Source organism: Paracoccus sp. ME4 (assembly GCF_046736325.1).
Lineage (GTDB): Bacteria > Pseudomonadota > Alphaproteobacteria > Rhodobacterales > Rhodobacteraceae > Paracoccus.
Genome location: NZ_CP151276.1, coordinates 84,075 through 103,511 on the forward strand (window position 1 = coordinate 84,075; position 19,437 = coordinate 103,511).

Sequence of the window (19,437 nt, forward strand, 5' to 3'; positions counted from 1 at the left end):
CGGATACCTTTCGCAAACCTGAATTTACCGAGGATTCCTGACACAGTGCCGCCGAAAGGGAAAGGGAACAAGTCGTGATCCGCAGCCTGCATGACGGGGGCCTGTCCCTGCTGACCATCGACCGCCCCGACCGGGCCAACGCCCTGACCGCGGCGATGCTGCGCGACCTGCACGACGCGGTGGCGCAGGCGCGCCGGGCCCGGTCGCGCGCGCTGATCCTGACCGGGACGGGCACGGTCTTCTCGGCCGGGGCCGACCTGGATCAGGCCCGCGCGGGCCTGGCCACCGCGCCGGAATGGGCGGCGCTGTCGCAGGCCCTGGCCGATCTGCCCTGCCTGACCGTCGCGGCGCTGAACGGCACGCTGGCCGGGGGCGCCTTCGGCATGGCGCTGGCCTGCGACATCCGCCTGACCGTCCCCGGGGCGCGGTTCTTCTATCCGGTGATGCGCCTGGGCTTTCTGCCGCAGCCGGGCGACCCGGCGCGACTGGCGGCGCTGGTGGGACCGGCGCGGGCGCGCATGATCCTGATGGCGGGCGCCAAGATCGACTCGGCCGAGGCGCTGGCCTGGGGCCTGGTGGACCGCATCCTGCCCGCCGACGCGCTGATGGACGCGGCCCGCGCGCTGACGGCGGACGCGCTGGCCGCCGATCCGGCGCATGTCGCGGCCATCAAGGCGGCGACGCGTCAGGAATAGGCGTCCTCGCGCCGGAAGTGTCGGCACAGCAGGTAATAGACCACCGCCCGGTACTTGCTGCGGTTCGCGCGGCCATAGCGGTCCATCACCGCGGCGATCCCGGCGTCCAGATCCGGCCCGTCGGGCAGGCCCAGCTTGCGACGCAGGAAATTGTCGCGGATGCGCGCCAGCTCTCCCTTGTCGCTGGCTGCGACCGTCTCGGCGTCGGCGTCGTAGATCGACGGGCCGCATCCGATGGTGACCTTCTCCAGAAGGGCCATGTCCGGCTCCTCGGACAGGGTGGTGCGAATGTCGGCGGCGTATTTGGCGATCAGGTCGTCACGCTTTCCCATGAACTCCTCCTCACGAAGACGTCATCGCGAAGGATGACCCCGTCCGGGCCATCTGGCAAGCCTCGCGGCGGGCATGGAACGAAGTTCCCTGCGCGCCGTTGCGCCAGCGGGGCTTGTTCCGCGGGGCTGCGGGAGGCCGCATCTTTGTCCTTTTCTGGATCGGGCCGCTTGCGGATCGTGTAGCCAGAACGCAGGTAACGTCCAAGAACCGAAGGAGATTTCCCGTGCGCACGCTTGTCCTGACCGCCGCCCTTGCTCTGACCACCGCCCTGCCCGCCGCAGCCGAGACGATCCGCGTCGGCATGTCGGGCGGCTATTTCCCCTTCACCTTCACCCGCGCCGACGAGCTGCAGGGCTTCGAGGTCGATTTCCTGCGCGCCATCGCCGAGGAGACCGGCGACGAGGTCGAGTTCGTGACCATGTCCTTCTCGGGGCTGGTCGGCGCACTGGAATCGAACCGCATCGACACGATCGCGAACCAGATCACCATGACCCCGGAGCGCGAGGCGGCCTTCGCCTTCACCCAGCCCTATGTCTATGACGGCGCCCAGATCGTGACGCGCGAGGGCAACCCCGCCGGCATCACCGGACCCGAGAGCTTGGACGGCAAGTCGGTCGCGGTGAACCTCGGCTCGAACTTCGAGCAGCTGCTGCGCGAACTGCCCAATGCGGACCAGATCGACATCCGCACCTATGAGAGCAACATCGAGCAGGACACCGCCCTGGGCCGCGTCGATGCCTTCGTGATGGACCGCGTCTCCTCGGCCCAAGTCATCGCGCAGAGCCCGCTGCCGTTGGAGCTGGCCGGAGAGCCCTTCTCCGAGATCAGGAACGCCCTGCCCTTCCGCAGCGACGAGGCCGGACAGGCGCTGCGCGACCGCGTGGACGCCGCCATCACCACCCTGAAGGAGAACGGCACCCTGGCCGAGATCTCCCAGAAATGGCTGGACGCCGACGTGACGCAGCCCGTGTCGCAGTAACATGCGCCCGCTGGATACCGCCTATATGGGGGACCTGGTCCCCGTGATCCTGGGCTATGTGCCGCTGACCCTGTTCATGGCGGTGATCGCCATGATCGGGGCGCTGGCGCTTGGCGCGATCCTGGCCATCGTGCGGGTGATCCGCGTGCCGGTGCTGGACCGGGTCGTGGCGGTGTTCATCAGCTTCTTCCGCGGCACGCCGCTTCTGGTGCAGCTGTTCCTGTTCTATTTCGGCCTGCCGCAGGTGGTGCCCGCGATGACCGGCATCGACGGGGTGACGGCCGCGATCATCGGCCTGACGCTGCATTTCTCGGCCTACATGGCCGAGAGCATCCGCGGCGCCATCCTGGGCGTGGACCGCAGCCAGTGGGAGGCCGCGCAGTCCATCGGCATGACCCAAGGCCAGCTGCTGCGCCGCATCATCCTGCCCCAGGCCGCGCGGACCGCGGCGCCGACGCTGATGAACTACTTCATCGACATGATCAAAAGCACCTCGCTGGCCTTCACCCTGGGCGTGACCGAGATGATGGGCGCCGCCCAGAAGGAGGCCGCCGGCAGCTTCCTCTATCTGGAGGCGTTCCTGGTGGTCGCGGTGATCTACTGGGTCATCGTCGAAACCCTGTCGGTGGGCCAACGCTGGCTGGAACGCAGGCTTGGAAAGGCGGTGGCGCGATGAGCTGTCGGATCGAGATCACGGGGCTGGTCAAGCGCTTCGGCACGAACACGGTGCTGGACGGCATCGACCTGTGCCTGGAGGCCGGAGAGCGGGTGGCGATCATCGGCCCGTCGGGGACCGGGAAATCGACGCTACTTCGCTGCCTGAACTTCTTGGACCGGCCCGATCAGGGCGTGATCCGCATGGGCGACCTGCGCGTGGATGCGGCGCGTGCCAGCCGGGCCGAGGTGCTGGCCCTGCGCCGTCACACCGGTTTCGTCTTTCAGAACTATGCGCTCTTCGCCAACCGGACCGCCCGCGCCAACATCACCGAGGCCCTGACCACGGTCCGCGGCTGGTCCGGCGCCAAGGCCCGCGCGCGGGCCGACGATATCCTGCAGCAGATAGGCCTTGCCGATCGCGGCGACAGCTATCCGGCGGCCTTGTCGGGTGGACAGCAGCAGCGTGTGGGCATCGGTCGCGCGATGGCGCTGGATGCCGATCTGCTGCTGTTCGACGAGCCGACCAGCGCGCTGGACCCCGAATGGGTGGGAGAGGTTCTGGACCTTATCCGGCGCATCGCCGACGGGTATCAGACCATGCTGATCGTGACGCATGAGATGCAGTTCGCCCGCGAGATCGCCGATCGCGTGGTCTTCATGGAAGGCGGCCGCATCGTCGAGCAGGGGCCGCCCGCGCAGATCTTCGGCAATCCGCAGGACGACCGCACGCGCGCGTTCCTGCGCCGCGTCGGCTGATCAGAGCCCTGCGACGGTGTAATAGGCCTGCACGGCCTGCTGGTCGTCAAAGCCGACGCCGCTGGCGATGATGCAGCTGGTGGCGTCGTCGCGCGGCGCGACCAGCGTCCAAGTGCCCATGAGGTCGGACCCCCACAGCTCGGTGCCATGGGCGCCGTCGGAATCGACCGGGGTCTCGCCGAAATCGTGGCTCAGCGTCGCGGCAATCTCGGTGTCCGTGGCGCAGTAGGGCTGGTCGTCCAGTGCCACCTCCGACAGAGGCAGGTCGCGGATGTCATGGACCAGTGCGGCGGGGCTGGTGCCCTCCATCGCGCTCCACCCCTGGACGGGCTGGTCGGAACGGGGGGCGGCGATGGCCGGCAGTCCGGCCAGTGCCGCGACGGCGCCGGCCAGGCCAAGGCGAACGATGCGGTCTGTGCGGGTCATGATCGGGCCTTTCCTTGCGTATTCCCTGGAAAAACGCAGGTTTCGCGCGCATGGTTCCCTGGATCGACCGAACGTCGCACCCCCGGCGCCCCTCAGGCCCAGCTGCGTGCCAGGACCAGCCGGGCCTCCAGCCCCTCCGCCGCGCGGTGGAACTCCAGCCGTCCCCCGTGCTGCGCCGCGATGGTCGAGACGATCGCCAGGCCCAGTCCCACGCCCCCCGCCGTGCCCGCATTCTCGCCGCGCTGAAAGGCGCCGGTCAGCCGCTCCAGGTCGCCTTCAGTCAGCACCGATCCGCGGTCGGTGACGCCGATCCAGGCCTCGTCCGCGCTGCCCCCGGTCAGGACCTGCGCCTCGCGGCCGTATTTCAGCGCATTGTCGATCAGGTTGGACAGGGCGCGGCGCAGGGCCGTGGGCTGGCCGCGCATCAGCAGCGCGTGGCTGTCCACCGTGGGCCGCGAGGCGCTGCGCGAGAACAGCGTGCCCGCCCGCGCCGGCGGCGGCGAGGCCTGCCGCAGCGTCACCGGCAGGCCAACGTCCTGATAGTCCGCCACCACCGCCTCGGCCAGGGATGTCAGCGACAGGCGGCGGAACGGCTCGGCCCCGATCTCGGCGCGGGTATAGGTCAGCACGCCGTCGATCATGGTCGTCATCTCGTCGATGTCGCGCTCCAGCCGCTCGCGCAGGGCGTCGTCCTCGATCATGGCGCTGCGCAGGCGCAGGCGGGTGGCGGGCGTCCCCAGGTCGTGGCTGACCCCCGACAGCACCAGTGCGCGGTTCTCCAGCGCGGCGCGGTCCTGGGCGACATAGGCGTTCACCGCCTCGGCGGTCTGGCGCAGCTCCAGCGCGCCGCCCACCGGCAGGGCGGCATTGCGCGCCCGGTGGTCGCGCAGCGCCGCCGCAAAGGCCGCGAAGGCGCCCGAGACCTCGGCCACCCAGCCCAGCAGGACCGCCGTCGTCCCGGCCGCCAGCGCCGCCGCCCAGAGCCGCCGGTCCGCGGGCGCCGCGCCGCAGCCCCAGACAGGCGCGCCGTCGATGCGCATCCACGGGCCGGTATCCTGCTGAACGAACAGGCGCGGATCGCTGCAGAACCGCGCCAGCGACCGCGTGACCGAGGCCAGCCCCGCGGCCTGGCTGCCGCCGCCGACCGACTGCACCTCGGCCACGGGATAGGTCAGGTCCGGCGACTGGATGCGCACCGACAGCCGCGCCCCCTGCGCCAGGTCGGGCCGCCCGCCGCCGGTCAGGGTGATGACCGTCTGCCGCCACCCGGGCGGCAGCTCCGGTTCACGGCGCAGCTGCGAGAGCGTCAGGCCGGGCGGCAGCGCGCTGCCCGCCTCCAGGCTGTCGGCCAGGGCCAGCCCGGCGCTATAGGCGCGGTCCAGATGCGCGTTCCAGGCGGCGGTGCTGGACATCCACAGCCAGACCGACCCGCCCCCCGCCAGCATCGCCAGAACCACCCACAGGCTGGCCAGGACCCGCAGGCTAGGCGTCATCGCGCGCCACGTCCGTGGTCAGCACATAGCCCAGCCCGCGTTCGGTGCGGATCAGCGCCGGGTCGGTCTTCTGCCGCAGCCGCCCGACCAGCATGTCGATGGCCCGCCCGCCGCCCGATTCGCCCCCCCCGTCGTCATCGTCCAGCGCCGCGGCGATCTCCTCGCGCGTCAGGGGGATCAGGGGGTTGGCCAGGAACACCCGCAGCAGCGCCGTCTCGCGCGAGGACAGCGACACCTGCCAGCCGCCGGGGGCGGTGATCTCGTCGCGCCGCGCGTCATAGCGCCAGCCGCCGAAGCGCAGCACGCTGTCGCGCTTGCGGTGGGTCAGGCTGGGCGCGCGCCCGGCCCGGCGCAGCACCGCGCGGATGCGCGCCAGCGCCAGGTCCGGGTTGAAGGGCTTGGCGATGTAGTCGTCCGCGCCGACCTCGTATCCGGCCATGCGCTGATGGTCGGCGGACAGGGCGCTGACCATGATGATGGGCACGTCCTGCGCCTCGCGGATCTCGGCGCAGATGGCCACGCCGTCGTCCTCGCCCAGGGACACGTCCAGCAGGATCAGGTCCACCCGCCCCCCGCGCAGCGCGGCCAGGGCGGTGGCGCGGCTGTCGGCGCGCGTCACGTGAAAGCCGTGGCGCTGCAGATAGGCGGCCAGCATGGCGGCCATGTCGGCGTCATCCTCGACCAGCAGAAGACGGTGCAGGCTCATCGCGGTCCCTCCGGGTTCCGCCTTTAGCACCGCCCGGCGTGGTTTCGTAACAGTTTGTAACATAACGCTGCGAAATCTGCGGGATGCATGGCTGGACTGCGTTGCGGACATGACTGCCCCTCGGGCATCATCGGGCCACACGCGGATCGTCGAATCCGCGCGGGAACGATCTGGGAGGATCCATGAACATGAAATCCGTGCTGGCGGCTTCCACCGCCGTGATGCTGGCTGCGCCCGCGATGGCCGAACCCACCGCCGAGGTGCTGCACTGGTGGACCTCGGGCGGCGAGGCGAAATCCGTCGCCGTCCTGCAGGAGCAGTTCGCGGCCGAGGGCGGCACCTGGACCGACATGCCCGTGGCCGGCGGCGGCGGCGATGCCGCGATGACCGCGCTGCGCGCCCGCGTGCTGGCCGGCAACGCCCCCACTGCCGTGCAGCTGAAGGGCCCGGCGATCCAGGAATGGTACGAGGAGACCGGCCTGGCCGACATCGGCACCGTGGCCGAGGAGAACGGCTGGGCCGACGTGCTGCCCGAGCAGATCGCCGCGCACATGAAGTGCGAGGACCAGTGGTGCGCCGCGCCGGTGAACGTGCACCGCGTCAACTGGATCTGGGGCAACAAGCAGATCCTGGACGAGAACGGCATCACCATGCCGACCACCTGGGACGAGTTCAACGCCGCCGCCGAGAAGCTGCAGGCCGCGGGCATCACCCCCCTGGCCCATGGCGGCCAGAACTGGCAGGACGCAACCATCTTCGAGACGGTCGTGCTGGGCCTGGGCGGTCCGGAATTCTATCAGCAGGCGCTGGTCGATCTGGACCCCGAGGCGCTGACCTCGGACACGATGAAGCAGGTCTTCGACCAGATGCGCACGATCCGCGGCTTCGTCGATCCGAACTTCTCGGGACGCGACTGGAACCTGGCTACCGCCATGGTCATGAACAACGAGGCCGCCTTCCAGATCATGGGCGACTGGGCCAAGGGCGAGTTCCTGGCCGCGGGCAAGGTGCCGGGCACCGATTTCGTCTGCGCACCGACCCCGGGCGAGGGCTTCCTCTACAACGTCGACAGCTTCGCCTTCTTCGAGCTTGAGGGCGAGGACAAGCAGCAGGGCCAGGCCCTTCTGGCCAGCCTGATCATGGGCCCGGACTTCCAGAAGACGTTCAACCTGAACAAGGGTTCGATCCCGGCCCGCACCGACGTCGCCCTGGACGAGTTCGACGATTGCGCCAAGCAGTCGAACGCGGACATGACCGCCGATGCCCAGAACGGCTCGCTGCTGCCCAGCTATGCCCATGGCATGGCGCTGCGCGGCGCGCCGGCCGGTGCGATCACCGACGTGGTGACCGCGCATTTCAACAGCGACATGTCGTCCGAGGACGCCGTGCAGCAGCTGGCCGACGCGGTCGCCAACGCGATGTGACGACGGCCTGACGACCCCGCGCCCGGAATGGCGGGCGCGGGGTCTTTCTTTGGGGGTTTACCGAAATGGAATGGCTTGAACGCAACGTGCCCAAGCTGGTCTTGGCGCCGTCCTTCGCCGCGATCATGGTCTTCGTCTACGGCTTCATCGCCTGGACGGCTTGGATCAGCTTCACCCGCTCGCGCCTGATGCCGCGTTACGAACTGGACGGCATCACCCAGTACGAGCGCCTGTTCGCCGCCCCCCGCTGGGACGTGGCGATGAACAACCTGTTCATCTTCGGTGCCCTGTTCATCGTGATCTCGATGGTGATCGGGCTGATGCTGGCCATCTTCCTGGACCAGAAGATCCGGGCCGAGGGCGTGCTGCGCACCATCTACCTGTACCCCATGGCGCTGTCGCTGATCGTGACGGGCACCGCCTGGAAATGGATCCTGAACCCGGGCCTGGGCATCCAGCAGGCGATCCGCGGTTGGGGGTTCGAGAGTTTCACCTTCGACTGGCTGATCCAGCCGGACATGGCGATCTACACCGTCGTGCTGGCCGCCGTCTGGCAGGCCTCGGGCTTCGTGATGGCGCTGTTCCTGGCGGGCCTGCGCTCGGTCGACACCGAGATCATCCGCGCGGCCCAGGTCGACGGCATCCCCACGCACCGCATCTATTCCGCGATCATCATCCCGACCATGGCGCCGATCTTCCTGTCGGCCTTCATCGTGCTGGCGCACCTGGCCATCAAGGCCTTCGACCTGGTCATCGCGCTGACCGGCGGCGGCCCCGGCTATGCCACCGACCTGCCCGCGACCTACATGTACGCCATGGCCTTCTCGCGCGGCGACCTGGGTCAGGCGGCGTCCAGCGCCATGATCATGATGGGCGTGATCTTCGCCATCGTGGTTCCCTATCTCTACAGCGAATTGAGGCCGCGCCGTGACCAGTAACACCCTGCTGCGCTGGGGCCTTTACGGGATCCTGATCCTGTTCGCCCTGTTCTATCTGATGCCGCTGTTCGTCATGCTGACGACCTCGCTGAAGAGCCTCGAGGAGATCCGCACCGGCAGCCTGCTGGCCCTGCCGCGCGAGATCACCTTCGCCCCCTGGGCCGAGGCCTGGTCCACCGCCTGCGCCGGCACCCAGTGCGAGGGGCTGCGCCCCTTCTTCTGGAACAGCGTGCTGATGGCGGTGCCGGCGGTGCTGATCTCGACCATCGTGGGCGCGCTGAACGGCTATGTCTTCGCCCAGTGGCGGTTCCGCGGCGCGAACCTGTTCTTTGCCGCGATCCTGTTCGGCTGCTTCATCCCCTTCCAGGTCGTCCTGCTGCCAATGGCTCAGATGCTGGGCCTGATGGGGCTGGCGGGGACCATCCCGGGGCTGATCTTCGTCCACGTGATCTATGGCCTGGGCTTCACCACGCTGTTCTTCCGCAACTACTACGTCACCATCCCGCAGGAGCTGGTCCGCGCGGCCAAGGTCGACGGGGCGGGGTTCTTCCGCATCTTCTGGTCGATCTTCCTGCCGATCTCGCTGCCGATCATCACCGTCTCGGTCATCTGGCAGTTCACGCAGATCTGGAACGACTTCCTGTTCGGCGTCAGCTTCAGCGGCGCGGGCAGCCAGCCGGTGACCGTCGCGCTGAACAACATCGTCAACTCCACCACCGGCGTGAAGGCCTACAACGTGGACATGGCGGCTGCGATCATCGCGGCGCTGCCCACGCTGCTGGTCTATGTCGTCGCCGGCAAATACTTCATCCGCGGCCTGACCGCCGGCTCCGTGAAAGGGTGATCCCATGCCGATCCTCGAAATCGACCACCTGCAGAAGGCCTATGGGGACACCCACATTCTGCACGACATCAACATTGCCATCGAACCGGGCGACTTCCTGGTGCTGGTGGGCCCGTCGGGCTGCGGAAAATCGACGCTGCTGAACTGCATCGCGGGGCTGGAGCCGATCACCGGCGGCACCATCCGCATCGCCGACCGCGACGTGACGGGCGTCAGCCCCAAGGACCGCGACATCGCCATGGTGTTCCAGTCCTACGCGCTCTACCCGACCATGTCGGTGGCCAAGAACATCACCTTCGGCATGCAGGTGCGCGGCGTGGACAAGCCCACGCAGGAGAGAAAGCTGGCCGAGGTCGCGCGCCAGCTGCAGATCGAACAGCTTCTGCACCGCAAGCCGGGCCAGCTGTCGGGCGGCCAGCGCCAGCGCGTCGCCATGGGCCGCGCCCTGGTCCGCGACCCCGCGCTGTTCCTGTTCGACGAGCCGCTGTCCAACCTGGACGCGAAGCTGCGCGTCAGCATGCGGACCGAGATCAAGAAGCTGCATCAGGATCTGAACGCCTCGATCGTCTATGTCACCCATGACCAGATCGAGGCGATGACGCTGGCCACCAAGATCGTCGTGATGAAGGGCGGCGTGATCCAGCAGATCGGCACCCCGGCCGAGATCTACAACCGCCCCGCCAACATGTTCGTGGCCGATTTCATGGGCAGCCCGGCGATGAACCTGATCCCGGCCCGCGTGCGCGCCGATGGCGGCCGGACCCGGATCGAGATCGACCGCGCGGACGGCGCGCCCCTGGTCATCACCGACCCCGTCTCGCGCGACCTGCCCGCCGAGATCGTCCTGGGCGTGCGCCCCGAGGACATCCACGAGGCGACCGGCAACGCGCATCTGCCCGGCACCGCCCAGGGCGCGGGCGGCGAGGTCATGATCGACATCGTGGAACCGGCGGGCGCGGACACCTTCGCGGTGACGCAGCTGGGCGGCAAGGCGGTGACCGCGCGGCTGCGCGCCGAAAGCGCCGTCAGGGCGCGGGCGATGTTCCCGCTGGCATTCGACCTCTCGAAAGTGTCCTACTTCTCGCCTAAGGACGGAGAACGGCTGAACTGAGGGGATGAACGGATGGCGATGCTTCTGGGCGATGTGGGCGGCACGAATGCGCGTCTGGCGATCGCGCGCAACGGCTCGATCGACGCGGCCACGGTCACGCGCTTCAAGGGCGACGACTTCGCCAGCTTCGACGACGTGGTGCGCGAGTTCATGGCCCAGCAGCATCAGCCCAACATCTCGTCCATGTGCATCGCCGTGGCGGGGCCGGTCAGCGGCGGGCGGGCCAGCCTGACCAACCGCGACTGGTCCTTCGACGAGGATCACCTGGCGCGGCTGACCGATGCCGACCATGTGCGGCTGATCAACGACCTGTCGGCGCTGGGCTATTCCACGCCCGCGCTGTCGGGCGAACAGCTGACCACGCTGCGCGCCGCACCCCAGGGTCGCGCGCGCAACGGCCAGGCCCTGGTCGTGGGCCTGGGCACGGGCTTCAACGTCTGCGCGGTGCGCGTGCTGCCCGGCGGCGCCATCACCGTCCTTGAGGCCGAGGAGGGGCACACCCACCTGCCCGCCAACATCATGGCCCGCCTTCAGGACCGCGTGGGCGCCGAGGCTGCGGCGGGCTTCTTCTCGACCGAGGAGACCTTTGCGGGGCGTGGCCTGTCGCGCCTGCATGCCGCGATGACCGGCACCGCCCCCCTGCGCGGCGAGGCCATCGCCGCCGCCATGGAGGCGGGCGATCCGGCGGCCACCGCGACCTATGACCTGTTTGCCGAACTGGTGGGCCTTCTGTGCCGCGAGCTGTCCCTGCGCTTCATGCCGCTGGAGGGGCTGTTCCTGGCGGGCAGCGTCGGCCGCAGCATCGCCGACCGCATGGGACTGTTCGAACCGGCCTTCCTGGCCGAGGCGCATATGCGCCACATCCCTGAAAACACGCCGGTCTTCCTGATCCGCGACGACATGGCGGCCCTGCAGGGCTGCCTGACGGCGCTGGGCTAGGTTTCGCCTGTCGCGCAAAGGTTAAGGCGCGCGCGGCCAAAGATTGCTGGATAAACCGGGCTGATCCTGTTTCAATTGCCGCAAGCAAAAAGAACGGGGCAGGGTTGATGCGGGCATATCTCAAGGCGCTTCTGGTGGCCGGAACGGCGCTGTCGGGTGCCCTCGCGGCATCGGGGGCCGTGGCGCAAAGCTCGTCGCCCTTCTCGGGGCTGTTCGGGCGCGGCAGCGAGGCGGACGGGCCGGTGGCCCTGGACGTGCGGGTCGCGGGCGGGGACGAGGACCTGACCCGCGCCATCCGCCAGTCCCTGCTGCTGACCGGCGCGCTGCGCGAGGACCGCACCACCGGACAGGACGTGCTGGCCGCCGCGCGGGGCGATTACGCCCGCGTGCTGGGCCTGCTCTATGACCGGGGCCATTACGACGCTGTGGTCACCATCACCCTGGACGGCACCGAGGCCGCCGAGATCGCCCCCCTGGACGCGCCCGCGCAGGTGGCCCGCGTGGCGGTCGGCGTCGAGCCCGGCCCGGTCTTCCAGTTCTCGCGCGCCCAGATCGCCCCGGTCGCCCCGGGGACCGAGATTTCGGACGACTACGCCGTGGGCCGGACCGCGGGCACCGGCACGATGCGGGCCGCGGCGCTGGCCGGGGTGGACGGCTGGCGCGCCTTCGGCCATGCCAAGGCCGATGTCGCCGACCAGCAGATCGTGGCCGATCACGATGCCGACCGCGTGGACAGCCGCATCGCGCTGGACCCCGGCCCGCAGGTCAGCTTCGGGCGCATGTCGGTCAGCGGCAATCAGCGCCTGAACGAGCGCCGCCTGCGCAAGATCGCCGGTTTCCCCGAGGGCGAGCGCTTCGACCCCGAGGAGCTGGAGACCGTGCGCCAGCGCCTGCGCCGCAGCGGCGTCTTTTCCGCGATCACCCTGCAGGAGGCCGAGACGCTGTCGCCCGGCGACCGGCTGGACGTGGATCTGACGGTGGTCGAGCAGCCCCCCCGGCGGATCGGCGCGGGGGCCGAGATCTCGACCGAGGACGGGGCGCTGCTGTCGGCCTACTGGATGCACCGCAACCTCTTGGGCGGCGGCGAACGGCTGCGCATCGACGCGCAGGTCAAGGACATCGGCTCCAAGACCAGCGACCGCGACGATGAGCTGACCATCCGCCTGGACCGCCCCGCCACGATCACCCCCGACACCACCGCTTATCTGGAGGCCGAGATCGCGCAGATGCGCGAGGAGGATTACGACGAGGATCTGGCGACCCTGGGCCTGGGCCTGACGCATCTGTTCAGCGACCGCCTCAGCGTGGACGGAGAGCTGGAGTACCAGTTCTCGCGCGCCTTCGACGCCAACGGGCGCACCGACTTCAAGGTGCTGGCCCTGCCGGTCGAGACGATCTGGGACCGCCGCGACGACCAGAACAACGCCAAGCGCGGCTTCTATCTCAGCGGAGAGGTCACGCCCTTCGCGGGCATGGGCGACACCAGTTCCGGCCTCAGGGCGCTGGGCGAGGGGCGGGTCTACCGCTCCTTCGGGGCGGATGACCGCTTCACGCTGGCGGGTCGGGCGCGGGCCGGGTCGGTCTTCGGGGCCGAACTGGCCACGACGCCGCGCAACTATCTGTTCTTCTCGGGCGGGGGCGGCACGGTGCGCGGTCACCCCTATCAGTCGCTGGGCGTCGAGGAGATCACCGGCCCCGACGGCACCCCGATCAAGACGGGCGGCCTGTCGGTCGCCAGCGCCACGGCCGAGCTGCGCTTCCAGGTCCGTGAGAAGATCGGCCTGGTGGCCTTCGCCGATTACGGCCAGGTCTGGACCCAGGACGGGTTCGGCGGCGAAAGCGGCGATCATGCGGGCGCGGGGCTGGGCCTGCGCTATGACACGCCCATCGGGCCGCTGCGCTTCGACGTGGCGGGGCCGGTCTCGGGCGACACCGGCAGCGGTGTGCAACTGTATCTTGGCTTGGGGCAGGCATTCTGATGCGCAGATTCTGGATCATCGCCTTCGCCGTCCTGTTTCCCCTGGGCGTCCTGGCACAGACCGTCGCCGATCTCAGTGCCGCGGTGGACGACGACCGCGGCTTTCTGACCGGGCTTCTGGAACGCAACCTCTCGGGCACCGACCGCGAGGTGGTGATCGAGGGGTTCCAGGGCGCGCTCTCCTCGCGGGCGACCTTCACCGAGATGCGCATCTCGGACGGTCAGGGCGCGTGGCTGACGCTGCGCGACGGCGCGATCCAGTGGAACCGCAGCGCCCTGCTGCGCCGCCGGATCGAGATCGCCGAGCTGTCCGCCGCCGAGATCCTGCTGCCCCGCCTGCCGCAATCCGAACAGCCCGCCGTGCGCACCGAGGCGCGCGTCTTTGCCCTGCCCGAACTGCCCGTCGCGCTGAACATCGAGCAGATCCGCGCCGGGCGCGTGGTCCTGGGAGAGCCGGTGATCGGGGTCGAGGCCGCGCTGTCGGTCGCCGGCGGCCTCAGCCTGGAGGGCGGCGAAGGCAATGCCCAGCTGACCATCGACCGGCTGGACGGCCCGCGCGGACAGTTCGTGCTGGACGCGGGCTACAACAACGAGAGCCAGGTGCTGCGCCTGAACCTGGGCCTGGACGAGGCCGCGGACGGCCTTCTGGCCAACCTGGTCAACCTCTATGACAAGCCCGCCCTGACCGCCCAGATCAGCGGCGAGGGCCAGATCCGCGACTTTGCCGCCGACATCCGCCTGGCCACCAACGGCCAGCCGCGCATCACCGGCCGGGTCAGCGCCAGCGGCCGGACCGGCCCCGACGGCACGCCGGGCACGGGCTTCGACTTTCAGCTGGGCGGCGACGTGGCATCCCTGCTGCGCCCGCAGGACCGCGCCTTCTTCGGGCAGGAGACGAACGTCACCGCCCGCGGCTGGCGGGCCGAGACCGGGCGGCTGGAGATCCCGGAACTGGACATCACCACCGATGCGCTGCGCGTGTCCGGCTCGTTCTCGACCAACGACCGCTCCGCCCCGCGCGAGGCCCGGCTGGAGATCATGCTGGGCCGCGATGCAGGCGCGCCGGTCGTACCGGTCCCCCTGCCCTTCGCGGGCGAGGGCGCCACGGTCGATTCGGGTCGCCTGACCTTCGCCTATGACGCGGCGCGCAGCGACGGCTGGCGGCTGGACGGGGGCATCGGCGCGCTGGTCCTGAACGGTGCGGCCCTGGGTGCGGTCGATCTGGCCGGGCGCGGACAGATCTTCCTGGAGGAGGGCGCGCTGTCCGAGGTGATCGGCGCGCTGGACTTCGCGGTGCGCGACCTGGCGCTGGACGATCCGGGCCTGGCGCAGGCCATCGGCACCGGCATCGAGGGGCGCACCGGCTTCAACTTCACCCCCGGCAATGCGCTGGACGTGACCAACCTGCGCGTGCGCGGGGCGGATTACGGGCTGGACGGGAACTTCCTGGTCTCGGGCCTGGGCAGCGGCATCACGCTGTCGGTCGATACGGACGCGCGCTATACCGACCTGGCGCGGCTGTCCGAGCTGGCCGGGCGGCCCCTGACCGGGGCGGCGGATGCGGATCTGCAGGGCTATTACGTGCTGCTCAGCCGCGAATTCGCGATCGACGCGCAGGTGACAGGCCGCGACATCGCGCTGGATCAGCCGCAGCTGGACCAGCTGCTGGACGGCCGATCGACCATCATGCTGCAGGCCCGCCGCGACGAGCGCGGCCTGGAGGTCGAGGATTTCCGCATCGACGCGAACCGCCTGACCGCCACCGCGCAGGGTCTGGTCAGCACCCTGACCAGCGACCTGCGGGCGCAGATCTCCATGCCGTCTCTGGCCGAGGCCGGGGGGGAGCTGGGCGGATCGCTGGAGGCCGAGGCCGTGCTGGGCGGCCCGCGCGACCAGCGCCGCCTGACGGTGACCGGCATGGCCGAGGACCTGCGCATCGGAATCGAGGCGCTGGACAATTCGCTGCGCGGCAGCACCCGCCTGAGCGCCGATGCGGTGCAGACCCGGGCGGGGTTCCAGCTGGAGGAGTTCCGGCTGGAGAATCCGCAGCTGAGCGCCGAGGCGCAGGGCAATTTCGCCGCCGGTGCGCTGGATGCGACGGCGCGACTGGCGGTGGTGGACCTGTCCTCCATTCGGGCGGACTGGCGCGGCGGCTTTCAGGCCGACGCGGTCCTGCGCGAGGAGGACGGCGCCCGCCGGATCGAGGTGACCGGCTCTGGACAGGACCTGTCCCTGGGCGCGACCGGCGCCGACGGCGCGCTGACCGGCACGACGCAGCTGGCGCTGAGCGCCAGCGAACGCGACGGCGTGGTGACTATCGACCAGGGAAGCCTGACCAACGACCAGATGCAGGCCCGCGTGCAGGGCACCTATGGTCCCGGCGTCACCGACCTGACCGGCGACGTGCAGGTGGCCAGCCTGGCGCCCTTCGGGCCGGGCTGGCGCGGCAGCCTTGATGCGCAGGGCAGCTTCGCCGAGGCCGGCGACGGCATCCGCCGCCTGAGCCTGACGGGCCTCGCGCGCGATCTGTCCCTGGGGCAGGCGCAGGTGGACGGTGCCCTGGCCGGAGAGACCCGCCTGTCGGTCAGCGGCACCGAACGGGGCGGCGTCCTGACCCTGCAGGAGGCGCGGATCACCAACCCCCGCCTGCAGGCCAGCGCCACCGGACAGGTCGGCGCAGGCGCGACCGACCTGCAGGCTCAGCTGGATGCGGGCGACCTGCGCTTTCTGGGCAACGGCATCCGCGGCGCGTTGCAGGCGCAGGCGCGGATCACCGATGACGGCACCACGCGGCGGATCGAGACCACCGGCAGCGCCTCGGGGCTGGCCCTGGGGCAGCCGCGCATCGATCCGGTCCTGGCGGGCCAGACGCGGTTCGACCTGGCCGCCAGCCAGGGCGCGCAGGGCATCTCGGTGCAGCGCCTGTCGGTGACCAACCCGCAGCTGACCGTGACCGCCGACGGCGCTCCGGCGACCGGGATCAACCTGGATGCGCGGTTGTCCGACCTGGGCCTGGTCCTGCGCGAGTTTCCGGGCGCGGTGGCCGTGACCGGCACGCTGCGCGAGGAGGGGCCGGACTTTGCCCTGGACCTGCGCGCCACGGCGCCGGGCAACACCGACCTGCGTATCGCGGGCCGGGCGGCGCGCGACGGATCGACCACCGATCTGGCGATCACCGGGCGGGCCGATTCCGCGCTGGCCAACACCACCCTGCGCACCCGCAGCGTGGAGGGGCCGCTGGCCATCGACCTGCGGCTGCAGGGTGCGCCCTCGCTGCAGGCGCTGTCGGGCCAGGTGCGGCTGACGGACGGGCGGCTGGCCGATCCGGGTCTGGGCATCCGCCTGGAGGGGATCGACGTCACCGCGGGGTTCCAGTCGGGGCGCCTGCAGATCGACGGCGCGGCCAATGTCACGCCGGGCGGCCGGGTGACGCTGTCGGGGCCGGTGGACCTGTCGAACGGGGCGGTCGATCTGTCGATCGCGCTGGCGCAGGTCGTGCTGCGCGATCCGAACCTCTATCAGACGGTGGTGGACGGGCAGCTGCGCTTCAGCGGGTCGGGGGCCACGGGTCAGGTCATCTCGGGCCGGATCGACCTGGGCGAGACCGAGATCCGCATCCCCTCCACGGGCCTGGGCGGCGCGCGCGCCATTCCCGACATCAGCCATGTCGGCAGCCAGCGCCCGCCGGTCCGCGCCACCCGTGCGCGCGCCGGGCTGGAGCCCTATCCGAGCGATGCCGCGCTGGAGGCGGGGCTGGCCGGGCCGCCCGCGACGCCGGGCCGCCCGCCGCGGCTGGATCTGGAGATCAACGCGCCGAACCGCGTCTTCATCCGCGGGCGGGGGGTGGACGCGGAACTGGGCGGCGGCTTCCGCGTGCAGGGCACCGCGCGCAACGCCATCCCGATCGGCAACCTGCAGCTGATCCGGGGTCGCGTGGATCTGCTGGGCAACCGCTTCACCCTGACCGAGGGCCTGGTCGAGCTGCAGGGCAGCCTGATCCCGGTGATCCGTCTGGTGGCCGAGACCGAGCGCGACGAGATCACCACCCGCATCATCATCGACGGAGAGGTGCGCGACCCGCAGATCACCTTCGAATCCTCGCCCGAGCTGCCGCAGGAGGAGGTGCTGTCGCAGCTGCTGTTCGGCCGCGGCCTGGACAGCATCAGCCCGCTTCAGGCGGCGCAGCTGGCCAATGCCATCGCGGTGCTGGCGGGTCGGGGCGGCGACGGGATCATCAGCAACCTGCGCGACAGCGCGGGCCTGGACGACCTGGACCTGACCACCGACGACGAGGGCAACATCGAGCTGCGGGCCGGGCGCTATCTGTCCGAGAACGTCTATACCGACGTCTCGGTCGGAGAGAACGGGCGGTCCTCGATCAACCTGAACCTGGACATCACCGAATCGCTCAGGGCGCGGGGGTCGGTGGGCGGCAACGGCGGCAGCTCCCTGGGCGTCTTCTACGAACGCGACTACTGAGCCTGCGGCTCAGTCCGCGCCCATCGCGTTGGGCAGGGGGCGCAGGGCGGGGACGACCTCGGCCTGTGCGATGGCCGCGATGGCGGTCATCGGCTGACCCGACGCCATGCGGAATCGCAGCATCCGCCGCCCGCCCGACAGCGGCGTGACCGTCCAGCCCAGAAGCTGACCCTGCGGCCCGGCCATCGCGCCGCTGAGCGCCGCGCCGTCGCCCTGGTCCAGCGCCTCGCGCAGCGCGGCAAAGCCCGGCCCCAGGGGCGATGCGGCCTCCCACAGGCCGACCGCCTCGGCCAGGCTGGCCGGGGACGCGCCCCACAGCCCGCGATAGGCCTGGTTCGACAGGACCAGCTGACCGTCCGTGGCAAAGACCGCCAGCGCGTCGTCCAGCCCGTCCAGCACATGCGCCCCCAGAAGCAGCTCGGCCCGGAACTTGCGCGTCAGGGACATCTCGGAGGTGATGTTCTCGAACAGGAAGGCCACGGCGCCGTCGGGATGGGGGCGGCCGGTCACGCGATAGGTCTGCCCGCCGGGCAGCGACCAGGTCTCGACATGATGGCCGGTGGCGGCGGCGCTCTCCAGATTGGCCATGTGCTGACGCCAGCTGCGATAGTCCTTGGGTTCGGGGACCATGCGCTGCTCGCGCAGCTGGTCCAGGAAGTCGAACAGCGACGGGCGCGCGGTCAGGAAGCCGGTGGGCAGATGCGTCAGGTCGATCAGTGCCGGGTTGAACAGCTGCAGCTTGCGCGTCTGATCGAAGATCGCCAGCCCGATCGGCAGGTCGGCAAAGGTCTTGGTCAGGGTCTGCACGAAGTCGCGAAGGCTGCGTTCGGCCCGCACCGCCGCATCGGCGGGCAGGGCGAACATCATCACCTGATCGCCCATCCGGTGGCTGTGGCAGTCGTACCAGCTGACGATGCCGTGATCCTCCAGCGCGGCGCGGCGGCTGGCGCCCTCGGCGCCCACGCGGGGTCGCGGCGCATCCAGCAGGCGCGGCAGCGGCCAGCCGAGCGCCCCTTCGGCCCGCGCCTCGGCCCGGCGCAGATAGGCGGCGTTGGCCCAGGTCACCCGACCCTCGGCATCCAGCCGCCAGACCAGCATCGGCGTCTGGTCCAGCGCCCCGCGCAGCAGCTCCAGCTCCTCCTCCATGGCCTGCAGCGACATCGAATCGACCACGATGCCGGCATGTTCCGCCCCCGGATCGGTCAGCGTCAGCCGCCACAGCCCGTGGCCCAGATCCTCGCCCAGCAGGCGCAGCACGGCGCTGCCATGGCCCTGCTGGCCCACCATCTCGACCCGTCCGACGCGGTCCAGATGGGCCAGCCGTTCGGGCGCCTCGGGAAAGCGCGGCCCGATCCAGCACATCAGCCGCATCCAGTCGTCATCGGGCGTGCCGATCCGGTCCAGAAGCGCGCGCGCGGGCGGGGTCGCGTCGACCAGCCGCGCGGCGTTGAACAGGAACACCATCGGCTGGACCTGCCCGTCCAGCGCCCGGCCGGGTGCCGCGATGCGCCGCCGCCCGCCGCGCCGCGCATCCCACAGCCGGATCGCCGCGACCGCCAGCAGCACCGAGGCGGTCCCGCACAGGATCGCCACCGCCACGAAAACTGCACCCTGGATGTCCATCTGCGATGCCCCTCTTCAGTTCCGGCGGATCATAGGGCGTTCATTATTAACAACCC

Annotated in this window: 16 protein-coding genes; 11 read left to right on the forward strand and 5 right to left on the reverse strand. The window is 70.2% G+C overall.

Features of this window, described 5'->3' with window-relative positions; translation table 11 throughout:
* Positions 1–74: 74 nt before the first annotated feature.
* A complete protein-coding gene (locus AACG61_RS00415) occupies positions 75–695 on the forward strand; it encodes an enoyl-CoA hydratase/isomerase family protein (protein WP_411838057.1) in 621 nt (206 codons plus the stop codon).
* Here the strand turns inward: AACG61_RS00415 and AACG61_RS00420 are convergent.
* Positions 686–1,027 (reverse strand): DUF2853 family protein, encoded by a 342-nt coding sequence (locus AACG61_RS00420; RefSeq protein ID WP_411838058.1) that lies wholly within the window; start codon positions 1,025–1,027, stop codon positions 686–688. The genes AACG61_RS00415 and AACG61_RS00420 overlap by 10 nt on opposite strands.
* 224 nt (positions 1,028–1,251) lie before the next feature.
* Here AACG61_RS00420 and AACG61_RS00425 point away from each other — a divergent pair, with 224 nt between their 5' ends.
* Genes AACG61_RS00425 through AACG61_RS00435 form a run of 3 tightly spaced genes read left to right on the forward strand, consistent with a single transcriptional unit; the run spans position 1,252 to position 3,420 of the window.
* A complete protein-coding gene (locus AACG61_RS00425; RefSeq protein WP_411838059.1) occupies positions 1,252–2,007 on the forward strand; it encodes an amino acid ABC transporter substrate-binding protein in 756 nt (251 codons plus the stop codon).
* A gap of 1 nt (position 2,008) precedes the next feature.
* Entirely contained in the window at positions 2,009–2,683 is a 675-nt protein-coding gene (locus AACG61_RS00430) for an amino acid ABC transporter permease (RefSeq protein ID WP_411838060.1), read from the forward strand.
* A complete protein-coding gene (locus AACG61_RS00435) occupies positions 2,680–3,420 on the forward strand; it encodes an amino acid ABC transporter ATP-binding protein (RefSeq protein ID WP_411838062.1) in 741 nt (246 codons plus the stop codon). The genes AACG61_RS00430 and AACG61_RS00435 overlap by 4 nt, the downstream gene beginning before the upstream one ends.
* On the opposite strand, the gene AACG61_RS00440 is transcribed toward AACG61_RS00435, so the two are convergent.
* From AACG61_RS00440 to AACG61_RS00450, 3 genes are all read right to left on the reverse strand, one after another.
* A complete protein-coding gene (locus AACG61_RS00440; RefSeq protein ID WP_411838064.1) occupies positions 3,421–3,846 on the reverse strand; it encodes a hypothetical protein in 426 nt (141 codons plus the stop codon).
* A 92-nt stretch (positions 3,847–3,938) separates the two neighbouring features.
* Positions 3,939–5,339, reverse strand: a complete 1,401-nt coding sequence (locus AACG61_RS00445; RefSeq protein ID WP_411838065.1) for an ATP-binding protein — start codon at positions 5,337–5,339, stop codon at positions 3,939–3,941.
* Positions 5,329–6,045: a response regulator transcription factor gene (locus tag AACG61_RS00450; protein WP_411838066.1), complete on the reverse strand. Its 717-nt coding sequence runs from the start codon at positions 6,043–6,045 to the stop codon at positions 5,329–5,331. Before AACG61_RS00450 ends, AACG61_RS00445 begins: the two co-directional genes overlap by 11 nt.
* Before the next feature lie 182 nt (positions 6,046–6,227).
* Here AACG61_RS00450 and AACG61_RS00455 point away from each other — a divergent pair, with 182 nt between their 5' ends.
* The 7 genes from AACG61_RS00455 (at position 6,228) to AACG61_RS00485 (ending at position 17,758) form a co-directional block, all read left to right on the forward strand.
* Positions 6,228–7,469, forward strand: a complete 1,242-nt coding sequence (locus AACG61_RS00455) for an ABC transporter substrate-binding protein (RefSeq protein WP_411838067.1) — start codon at positions 6,228–6,230, stop codon at positions 7,467–7,469.
* A 65-nt stretch (positions 7,470–7,534) separates the two neighbouring features.
* Positions 7,535–8,407: a carbohydrate ABC transporter permease gene (locus AACG61_RS00460; protein WP_411838068.1), complete on the forward strand. Its 873-nt coding sequence runs from the start codon at positions 7,535–7,537 to the stop codon at positions 8,405–8,407.
* Positions 8,397–9,251, forward strand: a complete 855-nt coding sequence (locus AACG61_RS00465) for a carbohydrate ABC transporter permease (RefSeq protein WP_411838069.1) — start codon at positions 8,397–8,399, stop codon at positions 9,249–9,251. Before AACG61_RS00460 ends, AACG61_RS00465 begins: the two co-directional genes overlap by 11 nt.
* A gap of 4 nt (positions 9,252–9,255) precedes the next feature.
* Positions 9,256–10,362 (forward strand): ABC transporter ATP-binding protein, encoded by a 1,107-nt coding sequence (locus tag AACG61_RS00470; RefSeq protein WP_411838070.1) that lies wholly within the window; start codon positions 9,256–9,258, stop codon positions 10,360–10,362.
* Between the two features lie 12 nt (positions 10,363–10,374).
* Positions 10,375–11,301 (forward strand): glucokinase, encoded by a 927-nt coding sequence (locus AACG61_RS00475; RefSeq protein WP_411838071.1) that lies wholly within the window; start codon positions 10,375–10,377, stop codon positions 11,299–11,301.
* Between the two features lie 107 nt (positions 11,302–11,408).
* On the forward strand, positions 11,409–13,280 hold the full coding sequence (locus tag AACG61_RS00480) for an autotransporter assembly complex protein TamA (protein WP_411838072.1): 1,872 nt from the start codon (positions 11,409–11,411) through the stop codon (positions 13,278–13,280).
* Complete coding sequence (locus AACG61_RS00485; RefSeq protein WP_411838073.1) at positions 13,280–17,758, forward strand: translocation/assembly module TamB domain-containing protein; 4,479 nt, start codon at positions 13,280–13,282, stop codon at positions 17,756–17,758. Before AACG61_RS00480 ends, AACG61_RS00485 begins: the two co-directional genes overlap by 1 nt.
* A gap of 9 nt (positions 17,759–17,767) precedes the next feature.
* On the opposite strand, the gene AACG61_RS00490 is transcribed toward AACG61_RS00485, so the two are convergent.
* Positions 17,768–19,381 carry a PAS-domain containing protein gene (locus AACG61_RS00490; RefSeq protein ID WP_411838074.1) on the reverse strand — a complete coding sequence of 538 codons (1,614 nt, stop codon included), beginning with the start codon at positions 19,379–19,381 and terminating at the stop codon, positions 17,768–17,770.
* Between the last annotated feature and the right edge of the window lie 56 nt (positions 19,382–19,437).